The organism is Thalassolituus sp. (assembly GCF_034111725.1).
Lineage (GTDB): Bacteria > Pseudomonadota > Gammaproteobacteria > Pseudomonadales > Oceanobacteraceae > Thalassolituus.
Genome location: NZ_JAWUWR010000011.1, coordinates 42,941 through 63,813 on the forward strand (window position 1 = coordinate 42,941; position 20,873 = coordinate 63,813).

The following is a 20,873-nucleotide window of genomic DNA, read 5'->3' on the forward strand; positions in this document are numbered from 1 at the left end:
AGCAATATTCGCGATATCTAGCAACTTAAAACAAGAGATCATTAACAAGGGAGCCGCAATCAACAATAATAGTTTGTACTTGATTGATGATGGCTTTAACCAGCTCAGGAAGCACTCGATGATAGCCGTGGAATAACAACTGAACCTAGTAAGAATAGACTAACACACAATAGCAATAGCTCTAAACAGGCCAATATCGAGCAAAGCGTCCTGTTTTGGCAATAACGGTACAGAAAATTAGGCTAAACTATCTGTAATATAATTGAACTCAGTAACACGTTAGTCTGTGCCAAGTAGTTTAAAACCAACCTTGTTGAACCACCAATTACCTTCTAATCTCTTATCAATTACAATACCGTTAGCTCAACCTACTGTAGATATTGCTAGCTCAACAAGGTCTATCACGCCAGACATAGGTGATTTTTTGGCTAACTGCACCATACTTGTTGTAGATGACAACCTCACAAACAGATCCGTTGTTCTAGGGCTATTGGAGGCACAAAATGGCACTATTCTCGAAGCCGTTGATGGTGAAGATGCACTAAATATATTGAAGACATACAACAAGAGCTCCATTGATATCATTTTAATGGATTGTCAGATGCCAAAACTGGATGGTTATCAAACAACTCAATGCATTCGGAATGGCGAAGTAGGCCAAAAGTACGCTGCTATACCCATCATCGCATTAACAGCTGCCGCAATGTCGGGGGAAAAAGAGAGGTGTTTAGCTGCTGGCATGAATGACTACTTAGCGAAACCCGTCGACTTCGATCAATTGATATTTAAACTTAAGTTTTATATAGAAAACGTAGAAGATATTTCGACATCAATCCAAAATCCAGTTCTAGATATAGACGCTATTTGGGATAGACAAGGCGCGTTATCTCGCCTCAACAACAGCCAAGAACTACTGATAAGTATCTACGATATTTTCTGCGAAACGAGTCCAGAAATACTGGCGTCATTGAAGTTAGCTTTAGACAAATTGGATATCGATGCCATCCATCGCCAAGCCCACAAGTTAAAAAGTCCAGCGTTGACCGTTGGCGCCATTAAAGTTGCTCAAATTGCGCTGCAGCTTGAGTCGGCAAACGAAGAAGAGTTACAAAGCGCCAAAGATAACTTGTTATATGAGTCATTAGAGACCGAATATCATTTGTTTGTGAACCTTACTAAGCACGAACTAAGCCGATAACTGCTTCAAGACGCCAATTCCCCCTCTTTGGGCTGAACCTCTTCCTGCCTTCTGGTATCCTTCGCATCCTCAAATGGCCAAATGAATTTAGCCAAGACTCAAGAACAGAGCCCTGTAGGACTGGATATGATTACCCTCTACGGCATAAAAAACTGCGACACTATGAAGAAGGCCCGCACATGGCTTGATGATGCCGGCGTTGCCTATGAATTCCATGATTACAAAAAAGATGGCCTACCAGCGGTGTTATTGGACGCTTGGTTAGCAAGCCCTGGTTGGGATGCGCTAATAAATCGCCGAGGCACGACTTGGCGGAAGCTACCAGACGACGTTAAAGAAGCCATTGATGAGACTTCTGCTCGGGCCATTATGCTAGAGAACCCATCAATCATTAAGCGTCCGCTATTAGATACCGGCAGCACTCGACATCTTGGTTTTAAAGCCGACGAATACAAACATCTACTACAAGAAATAATGTGAGGAATTCCCATGACAACTTTTGCACTAGCTATCGGTGTAGGTACTAAAAACAGCAAAGGCGAATGGTTGGAAGTGTACTTCCAAAAGCCATTATTACACCCTGCCGATAGCTTAGTTAATGCGGCTCTTGAAACCTTGGGCTACGAAGGTGGCAACGTGGCACTGGATGTCGATGGTGGTGAACTAACCGCTTTCGCTGATGCCATTGAAGCAGTAGCCCCAGAGCAAGCTGCGTTAGCACGCGCATGTACAGAAAGCGTTCGTCCAATCACTGTGACAATTTTAGATACCGATGCACAAGCGACCAGCACCCCAGAGGTTTATCTCAAGCTGCATCTTCTGTCGCACCGTTTGGTTAAACCACACGGTGTTAATCTGGCCGGTATGTTTGGTCTACTACCAAACGTTGCTTGGACAAACCAAGGTGCAATTGATCTAGCAGAACTTCCCGAAGCACAGTTAAAAGCACGTTTGAATGGCGAATTACTCAGCGTTAACAGCGTTGATAAATTCCCACGTATGACCGATTACATAGTGCCAAGCGGCACACGTATTGCGCATACTGCGCGTGTACGTTTAGGTGCTCATATTGGTGAAGGCACAACCATCATGCATGAAGGCTTCGTTAACTTTAATGCCGGTACATTGGGCGTTTCTATGGTCGAAGGTCGTATCTCTGCTGGAGTTGTTGTTGGCGACGGCTCAGATCTAGGTGGCGGTTGTTCGACAATGGGCACCCTATCCGGTGGCGGCAACATCATCATTTCAGTCGGCGAAAAATGTTTACTAGGTGCGAACGCTGGTATCGGTATTCCACTAGGTGATCGTTGTACGGTGGAATCAGGTTTGTACGTTACTGCAGGCACTAAGATCCAAGTATTGGATGATCAAAAGCAAGTTGTCGATACTGTTAAGGGTCGTGATCTTGCCGGTAAATCGGACCTACTGTTCCGTCGTAACTCTATCTCTGGTGCTGTTGAGTGTGTGACCAACAAGAGTGCAATTGCTCTAAACGAAGAATTACACGCGAATAACTAAGCGTCCGCTTACTCCAACAGGTCTAACGATCGTTAGACCTTCGCGAGGCTGAAGCTGTAAACGCAGTTTTGGCCTCTCAACACCGCAACGCCCTTCGTAATTTTTTAAGCACGCCGCCTATTGCTTGGTCAAAGTTTTGACCAAAATAGTATTTTGAACAATTGTAAATCAGTCATTTTCCCGACACTGTAAACCCCTGTACTGATATGTAACTCAGTAGGTGGCTATTTGTGTCGATTTGCTCACAGCCAATGTAAACCTAAAAAACATGACTAACATTAGAATCAGAAGAAGCGAAACAGCCTCTCACCACGATAACAACAGCAGTAATAAAAAGAGCGACGTCACCGATAGAATAAAAATAACAACGGCGACGAATACAAGAATAAAGCTCAGACACTCCCTGCTCGGGCCTAACATAACATGTGTTAGGCCCTCTTCATTTCTAAGCCCGTAAATCCAAAATACATATACAAAAAAGCCCCGAAACAAATCGAGGCCTTTTGTTTTTCTAACGCTAATAACTAAGAGATCTTATTTAATATCAAAGACGGCGCGGCGATTTTGAGCACGACCTTCAGCAGTATCATTGCTCGCAACAGGACTGGTTTCACCAAACCCTTTTGCATCAATACGATCAGCACTTACACCCTTCTTCATTAGGTAAGCACGCACGTTGTTAGCACGTTCTTGGCTGAGGTTTTTATTAAACGTCTCAGGACCTGTGTTATCGGTGAAGGCAGACACAGTGATAGAAGCATTTGGATATTGTGCTAGCTCGTTCGCAGCATCGTCCAGCATCTACTTTATCGATACTGACAACACCGACGACTCGACCTCGAACAAAACATTACTGATAGAACCTGTGAACTGAGCACAGCCATTGGCATCAACCGTTAAGCCTTTAGCCGTCAGTGCACACTGATCAAGATCGTTAGCAATACCGCCATGATCATCGTCATTCGAACCCGCTGCTGTCGCAGGTAAAGCGGCAAGTTGCTCGGTATCCAATTGCATTGCTTCTGCAGAGCCAGCATCTTCGGCTTTGCCCTCGGTGCAGCAGCCATCATAGTATTCCGATGAGAAGTCATTGGCGGCAACAGCAGATTTTTCCGCGTCATAGCTGGCAACCCGATCGCTGCTTTCTATGCCAAAGCGATAACCGACTTCCAACATGTATACGGCGTGGTATGAAATATTGTCTTGTAAATCATCAATGCGCGCTTCCACACGACCAAAAAACTCATCGTTCATTTCGTACTGTATGCCAGCACCTAGCGACAAAAAGCCACCTCGAGAGTCGAGCGATGGATAACCATCTTTTTCAAACTCTTCCTGACCTAAACCAAGTGCCACGTATGGCTTTAATGCTTTTTCGCCGAAAAAGTACAAACCACTTAAACGAAACTGATTGATATCAGCACGCTCAGAGGCTTGGGTCGGAGATGGCATAACAACTGAACCCTCTACCGCGAAATTATTGTTAAACATATAGCCTAGTGATGCTTCAATTTCGTAGCTATGACGAGCTCTAATACCTTGTTCGTCGTAAACATCACCGAACGGATCATTGTCAAAATAACCTGCACCAAACGTCATATACATATTTTCATTGGCAATGGCAGAGGTAGACGCAAGAGCGCCTAGTGCGATCAAGCCTGCTTTTAAGATTGGATGCTTATTCATGTTCAGTCCTTGTTTACACGGTACAAATTTGAATTTGGCGCATAGTACCGAATTGACAGAAAAAGACACCCCGAATGTGTAGTTTTGTAAAGCTTAGAAGGTTAGTTTGCAGGAACTTTACTTAACATTAATAATCGTATGAACATTTTTTAAATGCCGTCCTATTCCAACTCAAACAGCTGAAATACCGCGCTGCCGTTTCAACGCAGCTTGATAGTATTCTTTAGTGTTACCAGGTGACAGCACCAGCTGAGCGCGTGCAACAACGCCCGCGAGATCGGATATCGAAATGTCGGTCTCGTACAGACCGTGCAACACCCCCTGAAAACTAGCCTCAATCATCAGTTCGGCACCTAAACTGACCGGTGAGATAACCGATAGAATGGTAGTTTGTACAACCAATGCCTCGCCATCGACTAACGCGGGTTGCAACAACTCACGAGCCGAATGCTCCATCAAGGCCACAATTTGCGGTGTTGAAAGAACTTTAGCCTGGTCCGTCGCGGTCAATGCGCAGGTATCTGATTCGGTAACGCGGTAATTAAAAACGTAGGATTGCCCAATGTGCATAGCGAAAACTCAACTGCTGGCAGGAATGGATCTGCCGTGTAAGTTAATGCATCTCGATCTCAATGTCGCGCACTAATGATAAAATTAATAATAAAGTGTAAAGAAGCGACTATTTCTGGCTGTGATACCATTGCCTCAATTGAAATTGCTAGCGTCTACTTTTATGAATAAACAAAAACGCATCGAAATATTCAACCGACTTAGGGCTGAAAATCCGACCCCCATTACGGAGCTAGAATACAGCTCACCCTATGAGTTGTTAGTGGCCGTAACGCTATCCGCTCAAGCAACCGACGTGAGTGTCAATAAAGCAACACGCAAGCTCTTTCCTGTCGCTAATACCCCAGAAGCTATGCTGAAGTTAGGCGAAGAAGGCCTAAAAGAGTACATCAAAACGATCGGCTTATTTAATAGCAAAGCCAAGAATGTCATCAAGATGGCAGAACTGCTAATCGAACGCCACAACAGTATCGTGCCGGATAACCGCGATGATCTTGTTACCTTACCCGGAGTGGGACGTAAAACAGCCAACGTTGTGTTGAATACCGCTTTTGGGCAGATTGCGATGGCAGTGGATACTCATATTTTTAGGGTATCGAATCGTACTAAAATCGCTCCTGGAAAAAACGTTGATGAAGTAGAACAACGACTCTTGCGCTTGGTACCACAAGAATACTTAATGGATGCACATCATTGGCTCATTCTTCATGGACGATACGTATGTGTCGCCAGAAAACCTAAGTGCGGTTCATGCTTGATTGAAGATTTGTGTGAGTTTAAAGACAAAACGAGCGATTAAATATTTAACCGGTAAGAGGATTTAACGATGAGAATTTTGCACACTATGATACGTGTTGGCGATCTCGACGCTGCCATTCATTTTTACACCCAAGTTATGGGTATGAAGCTTCTGCGTCGCAGCGACAATGAGGAATACAAGTACACTTTAGCTTTCGTTGGCTTTCAATCCGAGTCTGAAGGAGCTGTGTTAGAACTCACTTATAACTGGGATCAAAACAGCTATGACTTAGGCAGTGGCTACGGTCATATCGCAATCGAAGTCGATGATGCCGCCGAGACATGTGACGCCATTCGCGCTGCCGGTGGCAAAATCACTCGTGAAGCAGGGCCAGTAAAAGGAGGATCCACTGTGATTGCATTTGTTGAAGATCCCGATGGCTATAAGATAGAACTGATTCAGAAAAAACCGGCCTATCCTATCGAAATGTAATCAACTGATCGTCTGATTCCCACGAGAGTGTCGATACTACTTCTCCGCAGATTCTCTGCACATTGCTTTTTAGCCTGCTAGGCTATAAGCACTACGTAGAGGATTTTGGACATGCTATTAGACAACCTAAACATCAAGATGCGCCACAGCGTCATCATTGGACTTGTCGTTGTTGGGCTTGGGATCATGGCCTTTGCTAGTGTTCAGCAGCTCGTTAAAACCAAACTTCTTAGTGAAACACAGATCAATATCGAGCGAGTGCAAAGCGATATTCTGTTATTACGTCGCCATGAAAAGGATTTTCTAGCTCGCAACAACGTGTCCTATCAGGCCAAATTTAACGATAGCGTTACAGCAATGCAAGCTCACATCACCAGCTTGTTAAAAGATCTAGAAGCGTTAAATTTAAGCACCACTCCAGTTAGCCAGCTGAGCGATATCATTGCTGCATATGCTGTTCAATTTAATGCGGTAGTTAGTAACAACAACAGGGCGTTACGGACGGCTGCGTGAGGCCGTACATCAAATCGAGGACGACGCGTAGGCAGACAATCAATACGATGTACTCTATCAAGTACTCATGCTTCGTCGCCACGAAAAGGACTTTATGTTGCGTCTTGATCTCAAGTATCGCGATAAATTTATTAGCCAAATGGCAGAGTTCCGTCAGTTAAGATTTAACCCACCTTAATGCCTCATTGAAGAACTATGAAACCGAATTCTTAGGCCTAGTTGCTGAACAAGAAGCCGTAGGCATGAGCCCAAGTGAAGGGTTAATTGGTGATATGCGCACCAAAATTCATGCCACCGAAGACGCGTTAAACATCATGCAAAACGCTTTGAGAGACGCAGTAGCAAAGCTTCAAACCAATGTTTTTATAACACTTGGCATCGTCATTGCCGCTATTATTGGTATTAGTGTTGTTTTAATCACCATGGTATCTCGAACTATCTATTTACCCATTCAATTGATTACCAGCAAAATTCGCAATATTTCACAAAATCTCGACCTCACCCAAAGAGTCAACTTCAATTCGCGTGATGAAATTGGTTCATTGTCGAACTCCTTCGATCATTTGCTGGGAGTACTGTGTGATACGACTGTTGCTGTTAAAGGCACATCAAATTCAGTATCTGATGCATCGGTAACGCTGACGCACATTACCAATGAAGTTTCTAAAGCCAGTAATCTACAGCAGCAGAGGAACAAACGGTTGCGGCAGCAGAAATAAATCGTAATGTAGGACGAATCAATGGACTCGCAGTATCTTGTCACTATCAGGCACAAGATGCCTCTGGTGCAGGCAGTAAATTAAAGGAACTGGCGATTAGCTTGTCGCACAATACTGCCCGTTTAAAAGTCGATTAAAGCGCCTGTAATTACGCGATAGGATACACAATACGATCGTTATAGCCTGTGATGACTTCAACCGTTCCATGCCACTCTTGATCGAGAGTGGTATCGCCGCTATCAATAATTAAAGGCCGCCCAGTAAGCGCTGTAATTTTCGTTTTGGTAGAGATAATTAAAATATTGTCTTTACCCATTCCTCGCAAAATTCGGGGACTAAACTGTTGATTTCCGCGTCCAAATATATGTCCTTGCCCCCCCATACTACTCACTACCGCTTTACAATGTGCATGCTCTTGCATCAGTGCCCAAATCTGTTGTTCGTTGATGTCATGGGCTATTAATTCACGATTAAGTACGGCATCAACACCCAACAAAGTATTGTCTAAACCAAGTTCATCCATGATCGCTAGCGTCGTTTTACCTGAGCCGATCAAATACACGACGTCCTCGTCCATAGAATTAATGATATCCGCAGCGATATCAGCAACAACTAACGATTCATCCTCTACTCCACCCTGCTTAACAGCTTGGACAAAATGTCCGGCCTGAGGAACCCGCATATCACCGTAGTGTTTGGCGCGAACTTGATTCTGGCGAAATGCATCTTCATCTAAATCACGTACTTCTGCTGCGCGGATATCCACCAGCTTGCCATCCAACAAATGACGTAATACTTCGCCACTCGCCACTGGGGTAACACCATAAACGCTAGAATGTATTTTCACGCCGGCAGGGACGCCGAGTACAGGAAGTTGCTCGCCGATCACAGCGCAAATATCGCGTGCAGTGCCATCGCCACCGGCAAAAACAAGGACGTCTGGTTTTGCCGACAACATGAATTCAGCGGCTTCACGGGTTTGCTGAGCAGAGGTTGGTTGAGCCATAGATATCGGCAAGGTTTGATAATCAAAGCCAAGCTTCTTCAACAAATTCTCGCCCATATCATCTGGACAAGTTATAAATCGACAGTGATCTCGGTAGGGCAAAAGCACTTGTAAAGCTTGTTCGGTACGCACACCGGAGCGCTGCTCAGCACCACGAGCAAAAGCTTCAGCTACAACGAGTTCACCATCACTCCCCTTTAAACCAACAGCGCCGCCAATGCCCGCAAAAGGGTTAATAATCAGACCAAAGGTCAACATGCAATTTCTCTAAACTGGTGAAATAACTATTGTTAGTAATGCTAGAACCAATCGCTCAATTTAATACCAATACCAAAGCGTTCTTGGTATCGATTATAATCGATTAAGCTTTCACCATAGCCATTAAAATACTGTACGTACCCTTTCATTTTACGGGTCAATGGAAAACTCCAACCTAAATTAACCGAGCCTCGATTTTCATTCCAATCTAAGTTATCACGTAAAGTGATCATAAATTGGTGATGTCTCATCACATGCAAATACGTTAATTCACCGTATCCTAAGTAGTCTTCGATGTCTGGATTGTCGTTATCGCTTGGATCTTCAGGATCCGCAGACTTACTTTCTGGAATACGCCACCATGCGCGCATGTGAAAGACACCAATAGGAACAACAACAGCGGCGTCGCCGATGATCCGATTCCAACTACGAGATAGAGTGCTCGTTTGACCATTTGACTGATGATTTAATGACACCCCAACCAAATCCAACCAATAGTTTTTCAACTGCCAGGTAAACATTAACTCTGGTTCGTGGTTCGTTTCGCGAAATGGCTTAGAGATGGCTGCATTGTATACCTGCCAATACGACACACTGGTATAACCAAATTCAACTTTACTCAACTTGCCTAGCACATCTTCAGCAAGAACTGTTTTGATACTTAACTGCATCACGGCTTCAACATGCTGAAAACCATCTTCACGCGTACCATCACCACCACTTACATTACTAATGGCTCGCTCTATTTCTTTATCACTAGGACGGACTTGATATGTTAGAGGCAAAATATAGTTAGGCCGATGAGGAAGCAGCACATACGGATTAGATGACGCTAAACGTTCTGTTTGTATTTTCTCTACTAGCCCCCGAAATTGACGAACGGTAGGATCAAGCTCCTCTTCGGAAAGCACTTCAACACGCTGAGATTCGGTGGCTATGTCTGATTCAAAATTAACAGCCCCAAATACCGGAAGGTTGTCATCCTCTTGCGCACAGAGGAGAGACGACAATACTAGTAACAAGGGAACCAACAAAGAGATACGCATGGCATTAACGACTATAGGCAAACCAAATTAGCGCTCATGATAGCGGCCAAGTAAGCCAGCCGCTATGAGGAATTAAAAATTCACGCGCTAGCTATTCACACGGCAAGTTTGTCTGCTTCGAAATATGGCGTGCGCGCAGCTTGGAACTCGTTTTTGCAATGCGGGCAAACACGAACTTCTTTGCTCAAGATACGATTGTGCAAGTGATACTGCTGGCTGTCCTTCTCCCAACAATAGGAACAATACGGCTGGCCATAGGGCTTGCTATCCAATGTACGATAGTAAGCATCGCCGCGACGCCGCATATTGCCGCGATAGGTTAAGACCTCATTTAAGCGAATCAGCTCAGCGTCTTTGTCTTCAACATTGCCCTGCAATATCGACAGCTCCATCTTAGCTTCTGAAATAGAGCCAACCAGTTCGGCTAATAGACGCTTCATCTCGCTTTTATCGAGCACGTAACCCGATGCACGAAACAAGCGGGCAATCTCTAACGCGCCCTGTAAACAATCTAATACCGAGCTAACTTTCCCATGACCTGCCATATAATCACCTCTATCATTCTTTTTATGGCGTTCGAGCATTCAAAACTCGACGAAATTCTGACGAAAAGCCGTCAAAACCCAATATTTAGAGGGATACAGCAGAATTGGTGCCAAATTTGATAGGCTTAGTTTGCAACTCTAAAACGCTACTTGCGTTGACCTACGACAACGCATAGCAAAACCAAGCACATGCCAAAGAGCTGTCCCATGCTAATCTCTTCGGACATAAAAAATATCCCGACAAGCACCGCAACAACAGGATTGACCAATCCTAAAAAACTCAGCCGTTGAATTGGAATAGCTTTCATCGCCCGAAACCACGCCCAATAACCCACGCCCATACCAATAGGGCCTAACCAAGCCAATGCCAGCATGCCACTTGGCGTAATATCGGGAACCTCGCGACCACTTAAAATTACGTAGAGCAGCAAAACCACCCCAGAAATAAACAGCTGAGCACTGGTGAATTGCAGCGGCGGGATATCCTTAATCCAACGCGCCGTCAGCAAACTACCGCACGCCATAATAAAGCTCGCCGATAAAGCCGCAGCCACACCCCATGAATCTAACGATTCTGTTGATTGCCAAACTAAACAAGCGACCCCAAGCACGCCACCGATAGCGGCAAACACATGATGCATCTCTGGGCGTATACCGAAGATCGCGCGAATCATAATTACTTGCAGAGGTAACGTGGCAACCAAGGTTGCTGCAATACCACCCGGCAAACGCCCGATCGCAATAAATAGCAACGATGTAAAAATGGCAATATTCAGCATACTTAGCAAAGCAATGCGCCAACCGAATTGGATCCATACCGACTTGGGAACCATCCATACCATTAAGCATCCAGGAATACTGATCCTTAAAGCGGCCAGCCAAAAAGGATCAATTCCAACCAGCCATCGTTGAGTAACCGAATAAGTCGTTCCCCAAATGATTGGCGCCATTAAAGCCATCAGCCAAATAGATAGCGTACTTTGTGGTTGCAGCTGCATAAACTACCTTCATATAAAGATTCTTTATTGAAAGATAAATGGTTATACACCAAGAGGCAATTACCTTTACATTAAGATAAATCTAACGGCATAATTTTACAGTCTATCCAGATAAGAGCAGCAACCCGTGACAGATGACGAATCACATACATCAATTAATGATCATATCGATGAGATTGCCAAACAATGGCAACGAGAAAGACCCGATCTAGACCCAAACCCTATGCTGCCAATTGGAAGGATTTATCGTCTATATCAGCACTTGAGAACCGCAATCGAGACCGTCCACCAGCAGTTCGGGCTCGCGACCGGCGAGTTTGATGTATTAGCGACATTACTGAGAAATGGCGAACCCTATTGCATGACTCCAACGGCGTTGTTCCGCTCAGCTATGTTGACATCGGGAGCAATGACTAATCGCCTGAATCACCTCGAAAAAGCGGGATGGATTGAGCGTATCCACGATCAAAATGATCGTCGTAGTTTACTCGTACAATTATCAAAAGACGGCAAAGCACTCATAGATCAAATGATCGTAGAGCACTTAAAGATAGAAACTAAACTTCTGAATAACCTGACACAAGATGATCAAACACAATTGAATACCTTGCTTAAAAAGTGGCTGTCAGCGTTTGAATAACGCCCACAGCCAACCCCGCTTACTTTTCTACAAAGGCCCGTTCAATCACGTAGTGACCTAATTCACCACTGCGAGTTTCTTTGAATCCGCGCTCATCAAGAATTTTCGTAAAGTCTGCCAGCATGGCAGGACTGCCGCACAGCATGAAACGATCAGTTTCAGGATTAAGATCTTCCAATCCCAAATCCGCCGTCAGCTTTCCGCTAGTTAATAAATCAGTTAAGCGCCCCTGATTGCGGAATTCTTCACGGGTGACCGTTGGGTAATACAACAGTTTTTCGCGCACGATATCGCCAAAATATTCGTTGTTTGGCAGTTCATTTTCAATACGATCACGGTACGCCAACTCAGAAATATTACGCACGCCGTGAGTCAGAATCACTTTATCAAACTGCTCATACACATCCGGGTCTTTAATAATGCTTAAAAACGGTGCTAATCCAGTACCTGTGCTCAGTAAGTATAAATTCTTACCCGGCAATAAATGATCCGTCACTAACGTGCCCACGGGCTTAGTACCCACCAGCACCTCATCACCCACGGCTAATTTTTGTAGATGTTGAGTCAACGGGCCGTCTTGAACTTTAATAGAAAAGAATTCCATCTCTTCTTCATAGTTTGCACTGGCTATGCTGTAAGCGCGTAATAAGGGCTTATCATTTATCTCCAAGCCGATCATTGTGAAGTGACCGTTTTTGAAACGCAGCCCTTGATTACGAGTCGTCGTAAAGCTGAACAAGGTGTCATTCCAGTGATGCACGCTGGTAACGGTTTCGCGGATCAAATTACTCATGTTCGCCTCGTGAAAAATTACAACAAATTGATTACTTGCTAAACAGGTTACGCCTCGGCAAACTATCGGTAAAATGACTTGTTTTGATATCGGTATTCGGTTTTACCGATCAAGTAACATTGGAACTCGGAATCGCTTATGCGCTATACGCTACGCCAGTTGGAAGTTTTCCTCGCCATTGCTCACACAGGTAACCTCACCCGCGCCGCCAATCATTTGGCCATGTCGCAGAGTGCGGCCAGCAGCGCACTAAAGGATTTTGAAACGCAGTTCGAAGTGCAGCTGTTTGATCGCGTGGGTAAACGTCTGCAACTAAATGAGCAAGGCCGATTAGTTCGCCCAAAGGCAGAAGCACTTATGGCGCTCGCCCAAGACTTTGAGCAGGCGCTTATTCGCCATGCCGAGGCTGGGCCATTGAATGTTGGCGCCACCCTATCCATCGGTAACTATCTAGCGGTTGGCTTAATGGCCGAGTATATGAACGATCACCCCGACGCCCCCGTCACCTTGGATGTCGCCAATACCGAGCACATTGCTGAACGGGTGCTGAATTTTGAACTGGATATCGGCCTCATTGAAGGCGAATTACATCACCCAGAACTTGATGTAATTCCTTGGCGGGAAGATTCGCTAGCGGTGTTCTGCGACCCTAGCCATCCCTTGGCTGAGCTGCAAAATCAACGCCCACTTACCGACGACGATTTACTGACCCCTCGTTGGATTTTGCGTGAAAGCGGCTCGGGAACACGCCAAGCGTTTGATCGGGCTATGCACGGTATCTTGCCCAAATTACACATCGCCTTGCAGTTACAACACACAGAAGCCATTAAGCGTGCCGTTGAAGCGCAACTCGGAGTGGGCTGTTTATCGTTAATTACCTTAGAAGACGCCTTTAAACGCGGCAATCTGACGCAGCTACATACACCCACCCGAAATTTTCGCCGCCAATTATATTTAATTGTGCATAAGCAGAAGTACCGCAGCGCTGGCATTCAAGCGTGGATTGACTTGTGTATGACCAAAACCGGCTAACGGCATCTGTTCTACTTGATCATTAAATCATCTGATCGAGGTATTTCTTGGTAGTTAGAAAAGGGCCATGCTGAATTAATACAAGAATAATTAACTGAGAGTCATTTATGAGCACGCAACCGAGCACCCTACGTGTAGGCCGTCGTTATCGCGCTAACCGCTTAAACGGCCCCTACGACGCCATCGTTATTGGCTCCGGCATTGGTGGCCTAACAACCGCTGCCTGCCTAAGCAAAATGGGGAAAAAAGTCGCTGTGTTCGAGCAGCATTACACCGCTGGGGGTTTTACTCATAGCTATGATCGAAATGGCTACGAATGGGATGTAGGCGTGCATTACATCGGCGATGTGGGTGCAAATCATACTCTGAGCAAACGCCTTTTCGACTACATTACCGATGGCAAACTTAAATGGGCGCCACTCGCGGATAACTACGACCGCTTGTTTATTGGTGATCGCCAAATTAATTTAGTGGCTGGTCCTAAAGCATTCAGTGATGAATTAAAGAGAAATTTTCCCGGTGAAGAACAAGCAATCGATACTTATCTCGATTATTTAGCCCAAGTCGCAAAAGCAATGCCGGGCATTACCATTGGAAAAATACTACCCGAATTTATCGCCGGAACATTTAATCGCTGGCAAAGTAAAAAAGCACCTAGCTTTGTTCGTAAGACTACTCAAGAAGTACTAGAAACTCTGACGAAAAATCAAGAGCTCATCGCCGCACTCACAGGTCAATGGGGTGACAACGGCCTGCCACCGAATGAGTCGAGTTTTATTATTCATGCCCTAATCGCTCGCCACTATTTATACGGTGGTTATTATCCGATTGGTGGTGCGTCGGAAATGGCGAAAAACATAATTCCCGTTATTCAGCAAAGTGGCGGTGACGTATTTACCTACGCCGATGTTAAACAAATCATCATTAAAAATGGTGCTGCTGCAGGGGTTAAAATGGCGGATGGCGAGAATATTTTCGCACCCGCTATTATCAGTAATGCCGGTGTGTACAATACCTTTGGCCCCCTGCTGCCAGACAACGCGCCCAGCAAAGATTATTACCAAGAAAAACTCACGCATGTGCGCCGCTCTATGGCCAGCGTGTGTTTATATATTGGCATAAAAGACACTGCAGAAAATTTGCAACTGCCGAAAACCAATTTATGGATATACCCTGGGACCGATTATGCCAAACACGTTAGTGAGTTCTTAGCCTCCCCTGACGACCACGACGTGCCGCTCGTGTACATCTCATTTCCATCAGCTAAAGATCCAAGCTTCGCCAGCCGTTATCCGGGCCGAGCGACGATTGAGATAGTCGCACCTGGGCCATTCGAGTGGTACTCAGAGTGGAAAGATAAGCCGTGGGGCAAGCGTGGTGACGACTACGAAGCCAAGAAAGAAGCTTATTCCCAGCGCCTGCTGGAAAAACTCTACGAAAAATTGCCACACTTGCGTGGAAAAATCGATTACTACGAACTCTCGACGCCACTATCAACCGATTACTTCTGCCGCTACAGCGAAGGCGAAATTTATGGTCTAGACCATACCCCAAGCCGCTTTGAGCAAGATTGGCTAAAGCCGAAAACTCAGATTCCGGGGCTATATCTTACAGGACAAGACATCATGACCTGTGGCGTTGCTGGCGCTATGATCGGCGGCTTAATAACCACTTTAGGCCTTAGTGGCTGGAAGGGACTTGGGTTAGCCAAGAAGATGTTTGTTGGTTAAAGGAACGGGCATAGATCGCAATCCTGAGAAGAATTGACTAAAGTCAGATAGGTATCAACGGATTTTCAAGTACACTGAAATCCGAAAACACGATGACAAGAATCATAAAAAGGATCGAACTATGCCCTACACACCCGACATAACCGCAGAACTGAACATCCTTGCTCGTTTCAACCTTTCGACCACTCAAGAAGGCATCAAGATTCATTCATCAGCCGCGCCAGATGTCATTGCTGCCACCGAGCGACTATTCAACAAAGGCCTAATAAGCCAAGCAGATGGTGGCTACCTAACAGAACTAGGACGCAATGCCGCCGAGCACGCCCAGAATTTACTGCTAATTATCAAGGGATAGGATACCAGCCCATAAGCCTCTGCTCCGTGTTTTGCAGAGGCGAATCTCTTATACTGTGGCCTTAGCTTGTATTAGATGACCACTGTTCTTATGAATTCTCGCGCATTACGTTACCTAACCGCCTACTCTGCTGACGTCCAGCATCAAGCTAGTGAGCTTCTTGCGGCCAATCGCCTTGGCGAGATCATCAAAAAACGGCACCCTGATAAACATACCCTTTCTTCTGCAAACGTACTGTACGCCTACGCTCAAGAAATTAAAAATGAGTACCTGCGTTCATCTCCGCCCATTAGCAAAGTCATTTACGACGATAAAATTCATGTGGTCGAGCACGCACTTGGTTTGCATACCTTTATTAGCCGAATTCAGGGCAATAAACTTAAAGCCAAACATGAAATCCGCATATCCACATTGTTTCGCAACACGCCTGAAACCTTTTTACGCATGATTATTGTTCATGAGTTAGCGCATTTACGCGAAAAAGATCACAACAAGGCGTTTTATAAACTTTGCCAATATATGGAGCCTAATTACTTTCAATTGGAATTAGATGTACGACTCTACTTATGCCATAGAGATGAATACGGCGACTTATGGTAAGAGCTTATTCTGACTGATTAACGGCTAAAAACTGCCGCACACAAGTTTCACAGATACAGGCTTTGCCTTGCAATTCATCGGGCAATAAATCGATAAGCGCTCGCGGTACTGACAAGTCTTCAGCCATACACCAGCACTGCGATTTTCCTGCCTCCACCGCACAAGCGTTTGAAGTCTTACACAGTGGGCATAACGCTGGATCAATAACGAATGTTGGCATGTATTTTTATCTCCACCATAAAAACGCCTGCCTAAGCGGGCTGCTCAAACCTAGAACCAACAAAAGTCTATTGCAGTTGGCCTATTAAATCGAGATCAACTTAACTTCGGTTTCTCCAGCAACCGTCATTTCCACTGCCTGGTCATGCAGACGTCTTACTTAACAGTCACTAAAGCGGGTGACTATGCGTATCACCCCGATCAAAACTGCACTTTCTTATTCTTAAAATTTTGTTAATCCTCTTTTTAACCGCTTAGTTAAGATAAAGCCCTCTCAATAATTCAAATACCGGTTAAATGCGGCCATAAGTAGCAATCTAGCACACCGAGCTACTCTTCTTATTACTGGATGATCCAACTTCCAATTCAGCAGAAACCCGAATCAACGACCTGCATTTTTAACACTACGAGACGAGTATGTAACAAAGCAAGACATACTTTCGATCTTGTCTTTTCTAACCTAATCAAAAAGGTATCCTCTTTCGGGTAATTCGAAACACTCTTAGTACATAAAAATTTACCGATATCAGCTTGGCCTTATAAGACCGAAGAATAATAAAAAAGGATATACAATGAGCACCAAAATAATTCTCGCATCTGTTTTGGTTTTAATATTCAGGTCCATCAGTTGGGCCGCTGATGATTCGTCATTTGAGAACAATACCGCCACCGAAAAGAAGGCTAAGCTCGAAGCAACAGTGATGAATCAGAACATACCGTTAGAAAAAAGAATAAAAGCACTAAAGACCCTTTATAGTAGCCTCACTACAAATGGACGTATCACACGAAATATCTGCATCTGAAATCCTTTAGGAAAATCTAACCCGATTGCCAACACTGTTGAAGATCAGGCACTCAGATCACTTCACTATGGAATGGATTTAAATGTTACTATTCTTAATAATGAACGTGATTTAGTTGAAAATTTTGAAACTCGAACCACCTGCGATGCTATATTAAGTCGCGGCGCAATGGCTATGCAGTTTAATAAATTCACTGGCACGATTGAAGCTGTTGGGGCATTGCCCGAGCGCAAACACTTGCAATTACTGATGCAGGTATTTACCAGCGCCAAAATGAGCCGTTTCATGTCTGACGGGCAATATACGATGATGGGCGTTGCCACCGTTGGTGGGAACTATGCCTTTATGGAATATTTTAGTTTTTTAATTAAGAAGCGCTCGGTATATTGAGTATTAATCTAGCACCGTCTTTATAATCGTCATCTAGCGATAAGTATCCTTTCTGCTTACGTGCAAATTCGCCGCACAAACTCAAACCTAAACCATAACCGGCCTCTCCTTGAGTGCCTAGATTACTAGCAACACTGCCATTAAATAGTTCATTTATTAGTTTCAATGGAATACCGTCACCTGTATCCGTTACAATTAATCTAACCTCTGATCCGACAAACTTGGTTTCAATATGAATACTGCCATTATCTTGGGTAAACTTAATTGCATTTGCCAATAGGTTTCGGATAATTGTTTTAGTTAAATTAGAATCAAGAATCGCGATTGCATTCACGTTCTTATCATGTGTGACTTTAAGATTTTTCAATGTCAAACTATCGCTCATCAAATCCAGCGACTCTATTATCAGCGGATCTAAAGAAGTCGCTTTCAACTCAACCTGAATAGCACCTAGTTGACTGCGAGACCATTGTAAAATTTCATCGAGTAATTGATAGACTTTAAGTGATGATTCCAAAATTCCGTTTGCCATTTGAACTACGCGCTCTGGCTTTAGGGTATCTACTTTATTCTGCAACAGTCTCGAAAGACCCAAAATACCGTTAAAAGGAGAGCGTAAATCATGAGAAATAACAGCGAATATTTGTTGCTGATTTTTTTGCATACGCTGCAAGTAACGGTTATGAAGTCTCAGCTCTAATTGACTAATAACCTGCTTAGCCAAAATATTTAATGCTAGCTGTTGTTTCTCATCCAGCTTTTTAGGTTCCGTATCAATCACACATAACGTACCAATTGGCATCCCATTTTTGCTAACAAGAGGTGCCCCCGCATAAAAGCGAATATCCGGCGCGCCAGTTACTAATGGATTATCAGAGAAGCGATCGTCTTCCAAAGTATCTGGTACTTCAAAGACTTGGTCCTGCAATATAGCGTGAGAACAAAAGGCTATATCTCTAGAAGTCTCAGGAGCATCCAGACCGACGCGAGATTTAAACCATTGACGATCTCTGTCAACAAGCGAGATAAGTGAGATAGGAGTGCCGCAAATAACACTCGCCAGCTGTGTCAGTTCATCCAGTGCTTTTTCGTCATCGCTATCCAATACTTCATAACGAAGTAACTCTTCTAAACGTTCCGTCTCTTGGGGGTGCAGCGCAGCACTTATCATAACCCTTAGCTCCTCAATCAGTCGTCTAAGTCTAGACGATATGGAGCAAAACACACTCTAATGGGGTTAGCCTTTGCAGACAGCGGAGCGATGCCCAACAGAACACTAAATCTGAACTAAAAAGCGTTGCAAACCATAGTGATCTAAAGACCCGCGATTACAACGCATAAGGGCTGTGCCCATGGTACTGCTCGCCACTTGTAGGATGCTCAAAATACAAATCGCTGGCATGTAACTGCAGCCGGTCTGCCATCTGCTCGCTATGATCGTTGCTATACAAGTCGCATCCTAAAATTGGGTGGCCTATCGATTGGCTATGAATTCTTAACTGATGTGTACGCCCAGTAATGGGAGAAAACTGCACTATGCTGCGGCGCGGCTTATCTAAACGCTGTAAAACTACGTAGTCGCTGATCGCAGCCTTGCCAGTGCTGTCGCATATTTTAACTCGAGGAAACTGAGTTTTATCCTTCGCTATCGCTGCGCTGATCTGCCCGTGATCCTCTGCCAGCCAACCATCCAGCACTGCGATATAACGCTTTTGAACAGTACCCGCTTGAAACTGCTGATTAAGATGCTGCGCTGCCCGCGCATTCAAACCCACGACCATAACGCCGGAGGTACCAAAATCTAATCGATGCGGTAATTTTGCCTCTGGAAATGCAGGAGTCATACCCTCTTGGCCATAAATTAACCGATGATGCACAGAATCCCAGTTAAGCGGGTTTTTTCCCGACAAACTCAATATACCACTGGGCTTATTGATCAATAAAATATCGTCGTCCTGATACAGAATCTCTACAAAATCGCTACATACCGGAACTACGAAATCATCAACAAGGGAGTACTCTGGCTGCTCTTTAAGAGGCATTTATTATTCTCTGATATCAGTTTTATGGTCATTATGACGACGGCCTATGCATTATACCTTCTTTGGTTATGACTTCCTCGACTGCATAACCAGGCTCAACATAACCGCCATGACCATAAACCACGTCTCCATTTTGGAGCCGCGCTTCGATTTGATAAGAGCTTTCACCAAACACCAACAGAGGCAATATCTGTGACCTTCCCGAGGCCAGAGTATTTAGAGTAACGGAACCATCTTCATGAGTTACGACAATATTGATTACCGGCTCATCCGTTGCATTACGGATATTCACTTGAACCGTAGATAGAGACTGCGGAGTAGCCTCACCGTTCATGAGCAAAATACCGCAACCCAAACCTAGAACGAGAGAAAGGATGTACCCAAGGTATTTCATAATTTCCTACGTAATATTTGGACGTCATATTTGGACAGTCGTAATATTTGGACAGTCGTAATATTTGGACAGTCATAATAAATATGAATGCCTGATTGTTCCCGAACGTCAACACTTTTAAAAAATACAGAATACTGAACATACTCAAATCCCATACTATGAAAAAGCAGCAGGTAACGCCCTATTGTTCAGTATGAAATGTCTAATCTGATTCTATATAATTAATTTTGTTGTTTATATATACTCGTTAACTAGCGTAATGTTTTCACTTATTTTTCTAGATGCACCATATTACCGAGCAAACTTTCTATTTCTGTTATTTGTTGTCGAACTGTATTTCCAGCATCATTCCCTTGGACAGTCATTCCCTTGGACAGTCATCATAAGAAGAATGCCTGATTGTTCTCGAACTTCAATACCGCTAGCTTTAAAATACGAAGCAAGTTGCAGGAGGCTAGGATGCCTAAACCAAGAAAAGAACTCATATCACTCGAAGCCACACCCTACTACCACTGTGTTTCGCGCTGTGTAAGGCGTGCATTCTTATGTGGAACAGACAACGAAGGCCGTAGTTTTGAACATAGACG

Annotated in this window: 25 protein-coding genes and 1 pseudogene; 14 read left to right on the forward strand and 12 right to left on the reverse strand. The window is 44.4% G+C overall.

Translation table 11 applies throughout. The features are described from left to right. Positions 1–286 precede the first annotated feature (286 nt). From UXZ23_RS01785 to dapD, 3 genes are all read left to right on the forward strand, one after another. Positions 287–1,198: a response regulator gene (locus UXZ23_RS01785; RefSeq protein WP_320818942.1), complete on the forward strand. Its 912-nt coding sequence runs from the start codon at positions 287–289 to the stop codon at positions 1,196–1,198. Positions 1,199–1,324: 126 nt separating this feature from the next. After that, entirely contained in the window at positions 1,325–1,678 is a 354-nt protein-coding gene (locus tag UXZ23_RS01790) for an ArsC family reductase (RefSeq protein ID WP_320818943.1), read from the forward strand. A gap of 9 nt (positions 1,679–1,687) precedes the next feature. Beyond that, a complete protein-coding gene (gene dapD, locus UXZ23_RS01795) occupies positions 1,688–2,716 on the forward strand; it encodes a 2,3,4,5-tetrahydropyridine-2,6-dicarboxylate N-succinyltransferase (protein WP_320818944.1) in 1,029 nt (342 codons plus the stop codon). Between the two features lie 534 nt (positions 2,717–3,250). On the opposite strand, the gene UXZ23_RS01800 is transcribed toward dapD, so the two are convergent. The 3 genes from UXZ23_RS01800 to UXZ23_RS01810 all read right to left on the reverse strand — a co-directional run bounded on the left by UXZ23_RS01800 (position 3,251) and on the right by UXZ23_RS01810 (position 4,972). Further along, on the reverse strand, positions 3,251–3,517 hold the full coding sequence (locus UXZ23_RS01800; protein ID WP_320818945.1) for an OmpA family protein: 267 nt from the start codon (positions 3,515–3,517) through the stop codon (positions 3,251–3,253). Beyond that, positions 3,518–4,402, reverse strand: a complete 885-nt coding sequence (locus tag UXZ23_RS01805; RefSeq protein WP_320818946.1) for a porin family protein — start codon at positions 4,400–4,402, stop codon at positions 3,518–3,520. 171 nt (positions 4,403–4,573) lie between these two features. Beyond that, positions 4,574–4,972: a thioesterase, FlK family gene (locus UXZ23_RS01810; RefSeq protein WP_320818947.1), complete on the reverse strand. Its 399-nt coding sequence runs from the start codon at positions 4,970–4,972 to the stop codon at positions 4,574–4,576. Positions 4,973–5,135: 163 nt separating this feature from the next. Here UXZ23_RS01810 and nth point away from each other — a divergent pair, with 163 nt between their 5' ends. The 4 genes from nth to UXZ23_RS01830 all read left to right on the forward strand — a co-directional run bounded on the left by nth (position 5,136) and on the right by UXZ23_RS01830 (position 7,435). Next, positions 5,136–5,771, forward strand: a complete 636-nt coding sequence (gene nth, locus UXZ23_RS01815) for an endonuclease III (RefSeq protein ID WP_320818948.1) — start codon at positions 5,136–5,138, stop codon at positions 5,769–5,771. 27 nt (positions 5,772–5,798) lie between these two features. Further along, positions 5,799–6,203, forward strand: coding sequence for a lactoylglutathione lyase (gene gloA / locus UXZ23_RS01820; RefSeq protein ID WP_320818949.1), 405 nt, complete (start codon positions 5,799–5,801; stop codon positions 6,201–6,203). A gap of 111 nt (positions 6,204–6,314) precedes the next feature. Then, positions 6,315–6,716, forward strand: coding sequence for a hypothetical protein (locus UXZ23_RS01825; protein WP_320818950.1), 402 nt, complete (start codon positions 6,315–6,317; stop codon positions 6,714–6,716). A gap of 242 nt (positions 6,717–6,958) precedes the next feature. Next, positions 6,959–7,435 (forward strand): methyl-accepting chemotaxis protein, encoded by a 477-nt coding sequence (locus tag UXZ23_RS01830; protein ID WP_320818951.1) that lies wholly within the window; start codon positions 6,959–6,961, stop codon positions 7,433–7,435. A gap of 148 nt (positions 7,436–7,583) precedes the next feature. Here the strand turns inward: UXZ23_RS01830 and UXZ23_RS01835 are convergent, their stop codons facing one another. The 4 genes from UXZ23_RS01835 to UXZ23_RS01850 all read right to left on the reverse strand — a co-directional run bounded on the left by UXZ23_RS01835 (position 7,584) and on the right by UXZ23_RS01850 (position 11,288). Next, on the reverse strand, positions 7,584–8,699 hold the full coding sequence (locus UXZ23_RS01835; RefSeq protein WP_320818952.1) for an ATP-NAD kinase family protein: 1,116 nt from the start codon (positions 8,697–8,699) through the stop codon (positions 7,584–7,586). Between the two features lie 41 nt (positions 8,700–8,740). Beyond that, on the reverse strand, positions 8,741–9,745 hold the full coding sequence (locus tag UXZ23_RS01840; protein WP_320818953.1) for a phospholipase A: 1,005 nt from the start codon (positions 9,743–9,745) through the stop codon (positions 8,741–8,743). A gap of 95 nt (positions 9,746–9,840) precedes the next feature. Further along, positions 9,841–10,290, reverse strand: coding sequence for a hypothetical protein (locus UXZ23_RS01845; RefSeq protein ID WP_320818954.1), 450 nt, complete (start codon positions 10,288–10,290; stop codon positions 9,841–9,843). Positions 10,291–10,436: 146 nt separating this feature from the next. Continuing rightward, on the reverse strand, positions 10,437–11,288 hold the full coding sequence (locus UXZ23_RS01850; RefSeq protein WP_320818955.1) for a DMT family transporter: 852 nt from the start codon (positions 11,286–11,288) through the stop codon (positions 10,437–10,439). Between the two features lie 127 nt (positions 11,289–11,415). On the opposite strand from UXZ23_RS01850, the gene UXZ23_RS01855 reads away from it, so the two are divergent. Next, entirely contained in the window at positions 11,416–11,928 is a 513-nt protein-coding gene (locus UXZ23_RS01855) for a MarR family transcriptional regulator (protein ID WP_320818956.1), read from the forward strand. Positions 11,929–11,947: 19 nt separating this feature from the next. Here the strand turns inward: UXZ23_RS01855 and UXZ23_RS01860 are convergent, their stop codons facing one another. Then, a complete protein-coding gene (locus tag UXZ23_RS01860; protein ID WP_320818957.1) occupies positions 11,948–12,721 on the reverse strand; it encodes a ferredoxin--NADP reductase in 774 nt (257 codons plus the stop codon). A gap of 138 nt (positions 12,722–12,859) precedes the next feature. Between UXZ23_RS01860 and UXZ23_RS01865 the strand changes: the two genes are divergently transcribed. From UXZ23_RS01865 to UXZ23_RS01880, 4 genes are all read left to right on the forward strand, one after another. Beyond that, the gene (locus UXZ23_RS01865) at positions 12,860–13,753 is read left to right on the forward strand and encodes a LysR family transcriptional regulator (protein WP_320818958.1); all 894 of its coding nucleotides are present in this window, start codon (positions 12,860–12,862) and stop codon (positions 13,751–13,753) included. A gap of 107 nt (positions 13,754–13,860) precedes the next feature. After that, positions 13,861–15,483 carry an NAD(P)/FAD-dependent oxidoreductase gene (locus tag UXZ23_RS01870; protein ID WP_320818959.1) on the forward strand — a complete coding sequence of 541 codons (1,623 nt, stop codon included), beginning with the start codon at positions 13,861–13,863 and terminating at the stop codon, positions 15,481–15,483. A gap of 121 nt (positions 15,484–15,604) precedes the next feature. Next, positions 15,605–15,838, forward strand: a complete 234-nt coding sequence (locus UXZ23_RS01875; protein ID WP_015487494.1) for a TIGR02647 family protein — start codon at positions 15,605–15,607, stop codon at positions 15,836–15,838. Positions 15,839–15,928: 90 nt separating this feature from the next. After that, positions 15,929–16,438 carry a M48 family metallopeptidase gene (locus UXZ23_RS01880; protein WP_320818960.1) on the forward strand — a complete coding sequence of 170 codons (510 nt, stop codon included), beginning with the start codon at positions 15,929–15,931 and terminating at the stop codon, positions 16,436–16,438. Between the two features lie 4 nt (positions 16,439–16,442). On the opposite strand, the gene UXZ23_RS01885 is transcribed toward UXZ23_RS01880, so the two are convergent. Further along, positions 16,443–16,658 (reverse strand): cysteine-rich CWC family protein, encoded by a 216-nt coding sequence (locus UXZ23_RS01885; RefSeq protein ID WP_320818961.1) that lies wholly within the window; start codon positions 16,656–16,658, stop codon positions 16,443–16,445. A gap of 874 nt (positions 16,659–17,532) precedes the next feature. Between UXZ23_RS01885 and UXZ23_RS01890 the strand changes: the two genes are divergently transcribed. Continuing rightward, positions 17,533–17,850 (forward strand): putative solute-binding protein, encoded by a 318-nt coding sequence (locus UXZ23_RS01890; RefSeq protein ID WP_320818962.1) that lies wholly within the window; start codon positions 17,533–17,535, stop codon positions 17,848–17,850. On the opposite strand, the gene UXZ23_RS01895 is transcribed toward UXZ23_RS01890, so the two are convergent. From UXZ23_RS01895 to UXZ23_RS01905, 3 genes are all read right to left on the reverse strand, one after another. Then, the gene (locus UXZ23_RS01895; protein WP_320818963.1) at positions 17,828–19,021 is read right to left on the reverse strand and encodes a GAF domain-containing sensor histidine kinase; all 1,194 of its coding nucleotides are present in this window, start codon (positions 19,019–19,021) and stop codon (positions 17,828–17,830) included. The two genes, UXZ23_RS01890 and UXZ23_RS01895, sit on opposite strands and share 23 nt — an antisense overlap. A 157-nt stretch (positions 19,022–19,178) precedes the next feature. Continuing rightward, the gene (locus UXZ23_RS01900) at positions 19,179–19,892 is read right to left on the reverse strand and encodes an RluA family pseudouridine synthase (protein ID WP_320818964.1); all 714 of its coding nucleotides are present in this window, start codon (positions 19,890–19,892) and stop codon (positions 19,179–19,181) included. Positions 19,893–19,923: 31 nt separating this feature from the next. Then, positions 19,924–20,286, reverse strand: a complete 363-nt coding sequence (locus tag UXZ23_RS01905) for a hypothetical protein (RefSeq protein ID WP_320818965.1) — start codon at positions 20,284–20,286, stop codon at positions 19,924–19,926. 459 nt (positions 20,287–20,745) lie between these two features. Between UXZ23_RS01905 and UXZ23_RS01910 the strand changes: the two are divergent. Next, positions 20,746–20,873: pseudogene (locus UXZ23_RS01910) on the forward strand (alpha-amylase family glycosyl hydrolase); the annotation flags it as partial.

Bases quoted from the DNA above. Each gene is read 5' to 3' on its own strand.
- UXZ23_RS01790 (WP_320818943.1), top strand. From the start codon at position 1,325: ATGATTACCCTCTACGGCATAAAAAACTGCGACACTATGAAGAAGGCC.
- dapD (WP_320818944.1), top strand. From the start codon at position 1,688: ATGACAACTTTTGCACTAGCTATCGGTGTAGGTACTAAAAACAGCAAA.
- UXZ23_RS01800 (WP_320818945.1), bottom strand. From the start codon at position 3,517: ATGCTGGACGATGCTGCGAACGAGCTAGCACAATATCCAAATGCTTCT.
- UXZ23_RS01805 (WP_320818946.1), bottom strand. From the start codon at position 4,402: ATGAATAAGCATCCAATCTTAAAAGCAGGCTTGATCGCACTAGGCGCT.
- UXZ23_RS01810 (WP_320818947.1), bottom strand. From the start codon at position 4,972: ATGCACATTGGGCAATCCTACGTTTTTAATTACCGCGTTACCGAATCA.
- nth (WP_320818948.1), top strand. From the start codon at position 5,136: ATGAATAAACAAAAACGCATCGAAATATTCAACCGACTTAGGGCTGAA.
- gloA (WP_320818949.1), top strand. From the start codon at position 5,799: ATGAGAATTTTGCACACTATGATACGTGTTGGCGATCTCGACGCTGCC.
- UXZ23_RS01825 (WP_320818950.1), top strand. From the start codon at position 6,315: ATGCTATTAGACAACCTAAACATCAAGATGCGCCACAGCGTCATCATT.
- UXZ23_RS01830 (WP_320818951.1), top strand. From the start codon at position 6,959: ATGAGCCCAAGTGAAGGGTTAATTGGTGATATGCGCACCAAAATTCAT.
- UXZ23_RS01835 (WP_320818952.1), bottom strand. From the start codon at position 8,699: ATGTTGACCTTTGGTCTGATTATTAACCCTTTTGCGGGCATTGGCGGC.
- UXZ23_RS01840 (WP_320818953.1), bottom strand. From the start codon at position 9,745: ATGCGTATCTCTTTGTTGGTTCCCTTGTTACTAGTATTGTCGTCTCTC.
- UXZ23_RS01845 (WP_320818954.1), bottom strand. From the start codon at position 10,290: ATGGCAGGTCATGGGAAAGTTAGCTCGGTATTAGATTGTTTACAGGGC.
- UXZ23_RS01850 (WP_320818955.1), bottom strand. From the start codon at position 11,288: ATGCAGCTGCAACCACAAAGTACGCTATCTATTTGGCTGATGGCTTTA.
- UXZ23_RS01860 (WP_320818957.1), bottom strand. From the start codon at position 12,721: ATGAGTAATTTGATCCGCGAAACCGTTACCAGCGTGCATCACTGGAAT.
- UXZ23_RS01865 (WP_320818958.1), top strand. From the start codon at position 12,860: ATGCGCTATACGCTACGCCAGTTGGAAGTTTTCCTCGCCATTGCTCAC.
- UXZ23_RS01870 (WP_320818959.1), top strand. From the start codon at position 13,861: ATGAGCACGCAACCGAGCACCCTACGTGTAGGCCGTCGTTATCGCGCT.
- UXZ23_RS01875 (WP_015487494.1), top strand. From the start codon at position 15,605: ATGCCCTACACACCCGACATAACCGCAGAACTGAACATCCTTGCTCGT.
- UXZ23_RS01880 (WP_320818960.1), top strand. From the start codon at position 15,929: ATGAATTCTCGCGCATTACGTTACCTAACCGCCTACTCTGCTGACGTC.
- UXZ23_RS01885 (WP_320818961.1), bottom strand. From the start codon at position 16,658: ATGCCAACATTCGTTATTGATCCAGCGTTATGCCCACTGTGTAAGACT.
- UXZ23_RS01890 (WP_320818962.1), top strand. From the start codon at position 17,533: ATGGATTTAAATGTTACTATTCTTAATAATGAACGTGATTTAGTTGAA.
- UXZ23_RS01895 (WP_320818963.1), bottom strand. From the start codon at position 19,021: ATGATAAGTGCTGCGCTGCACCCCCAAGAGACGGAACGTTTAGAAGAG.
- UXZ23_RS01900 (WP_320818964.1), bottom strand. From the start codon at position 19,892: ATGCCTCTTAAAGAGCAGCCAGAGTACTCCCTTGTTGATGATTTCGTA.
- UXZ23_RS01905 (WP_320818965.1), bottom strand. From the start codon at position 20,286: ATGAAATACCTTGGGTACATCCTTTCTCTCGTTCTAGGTTTGGGTTGC.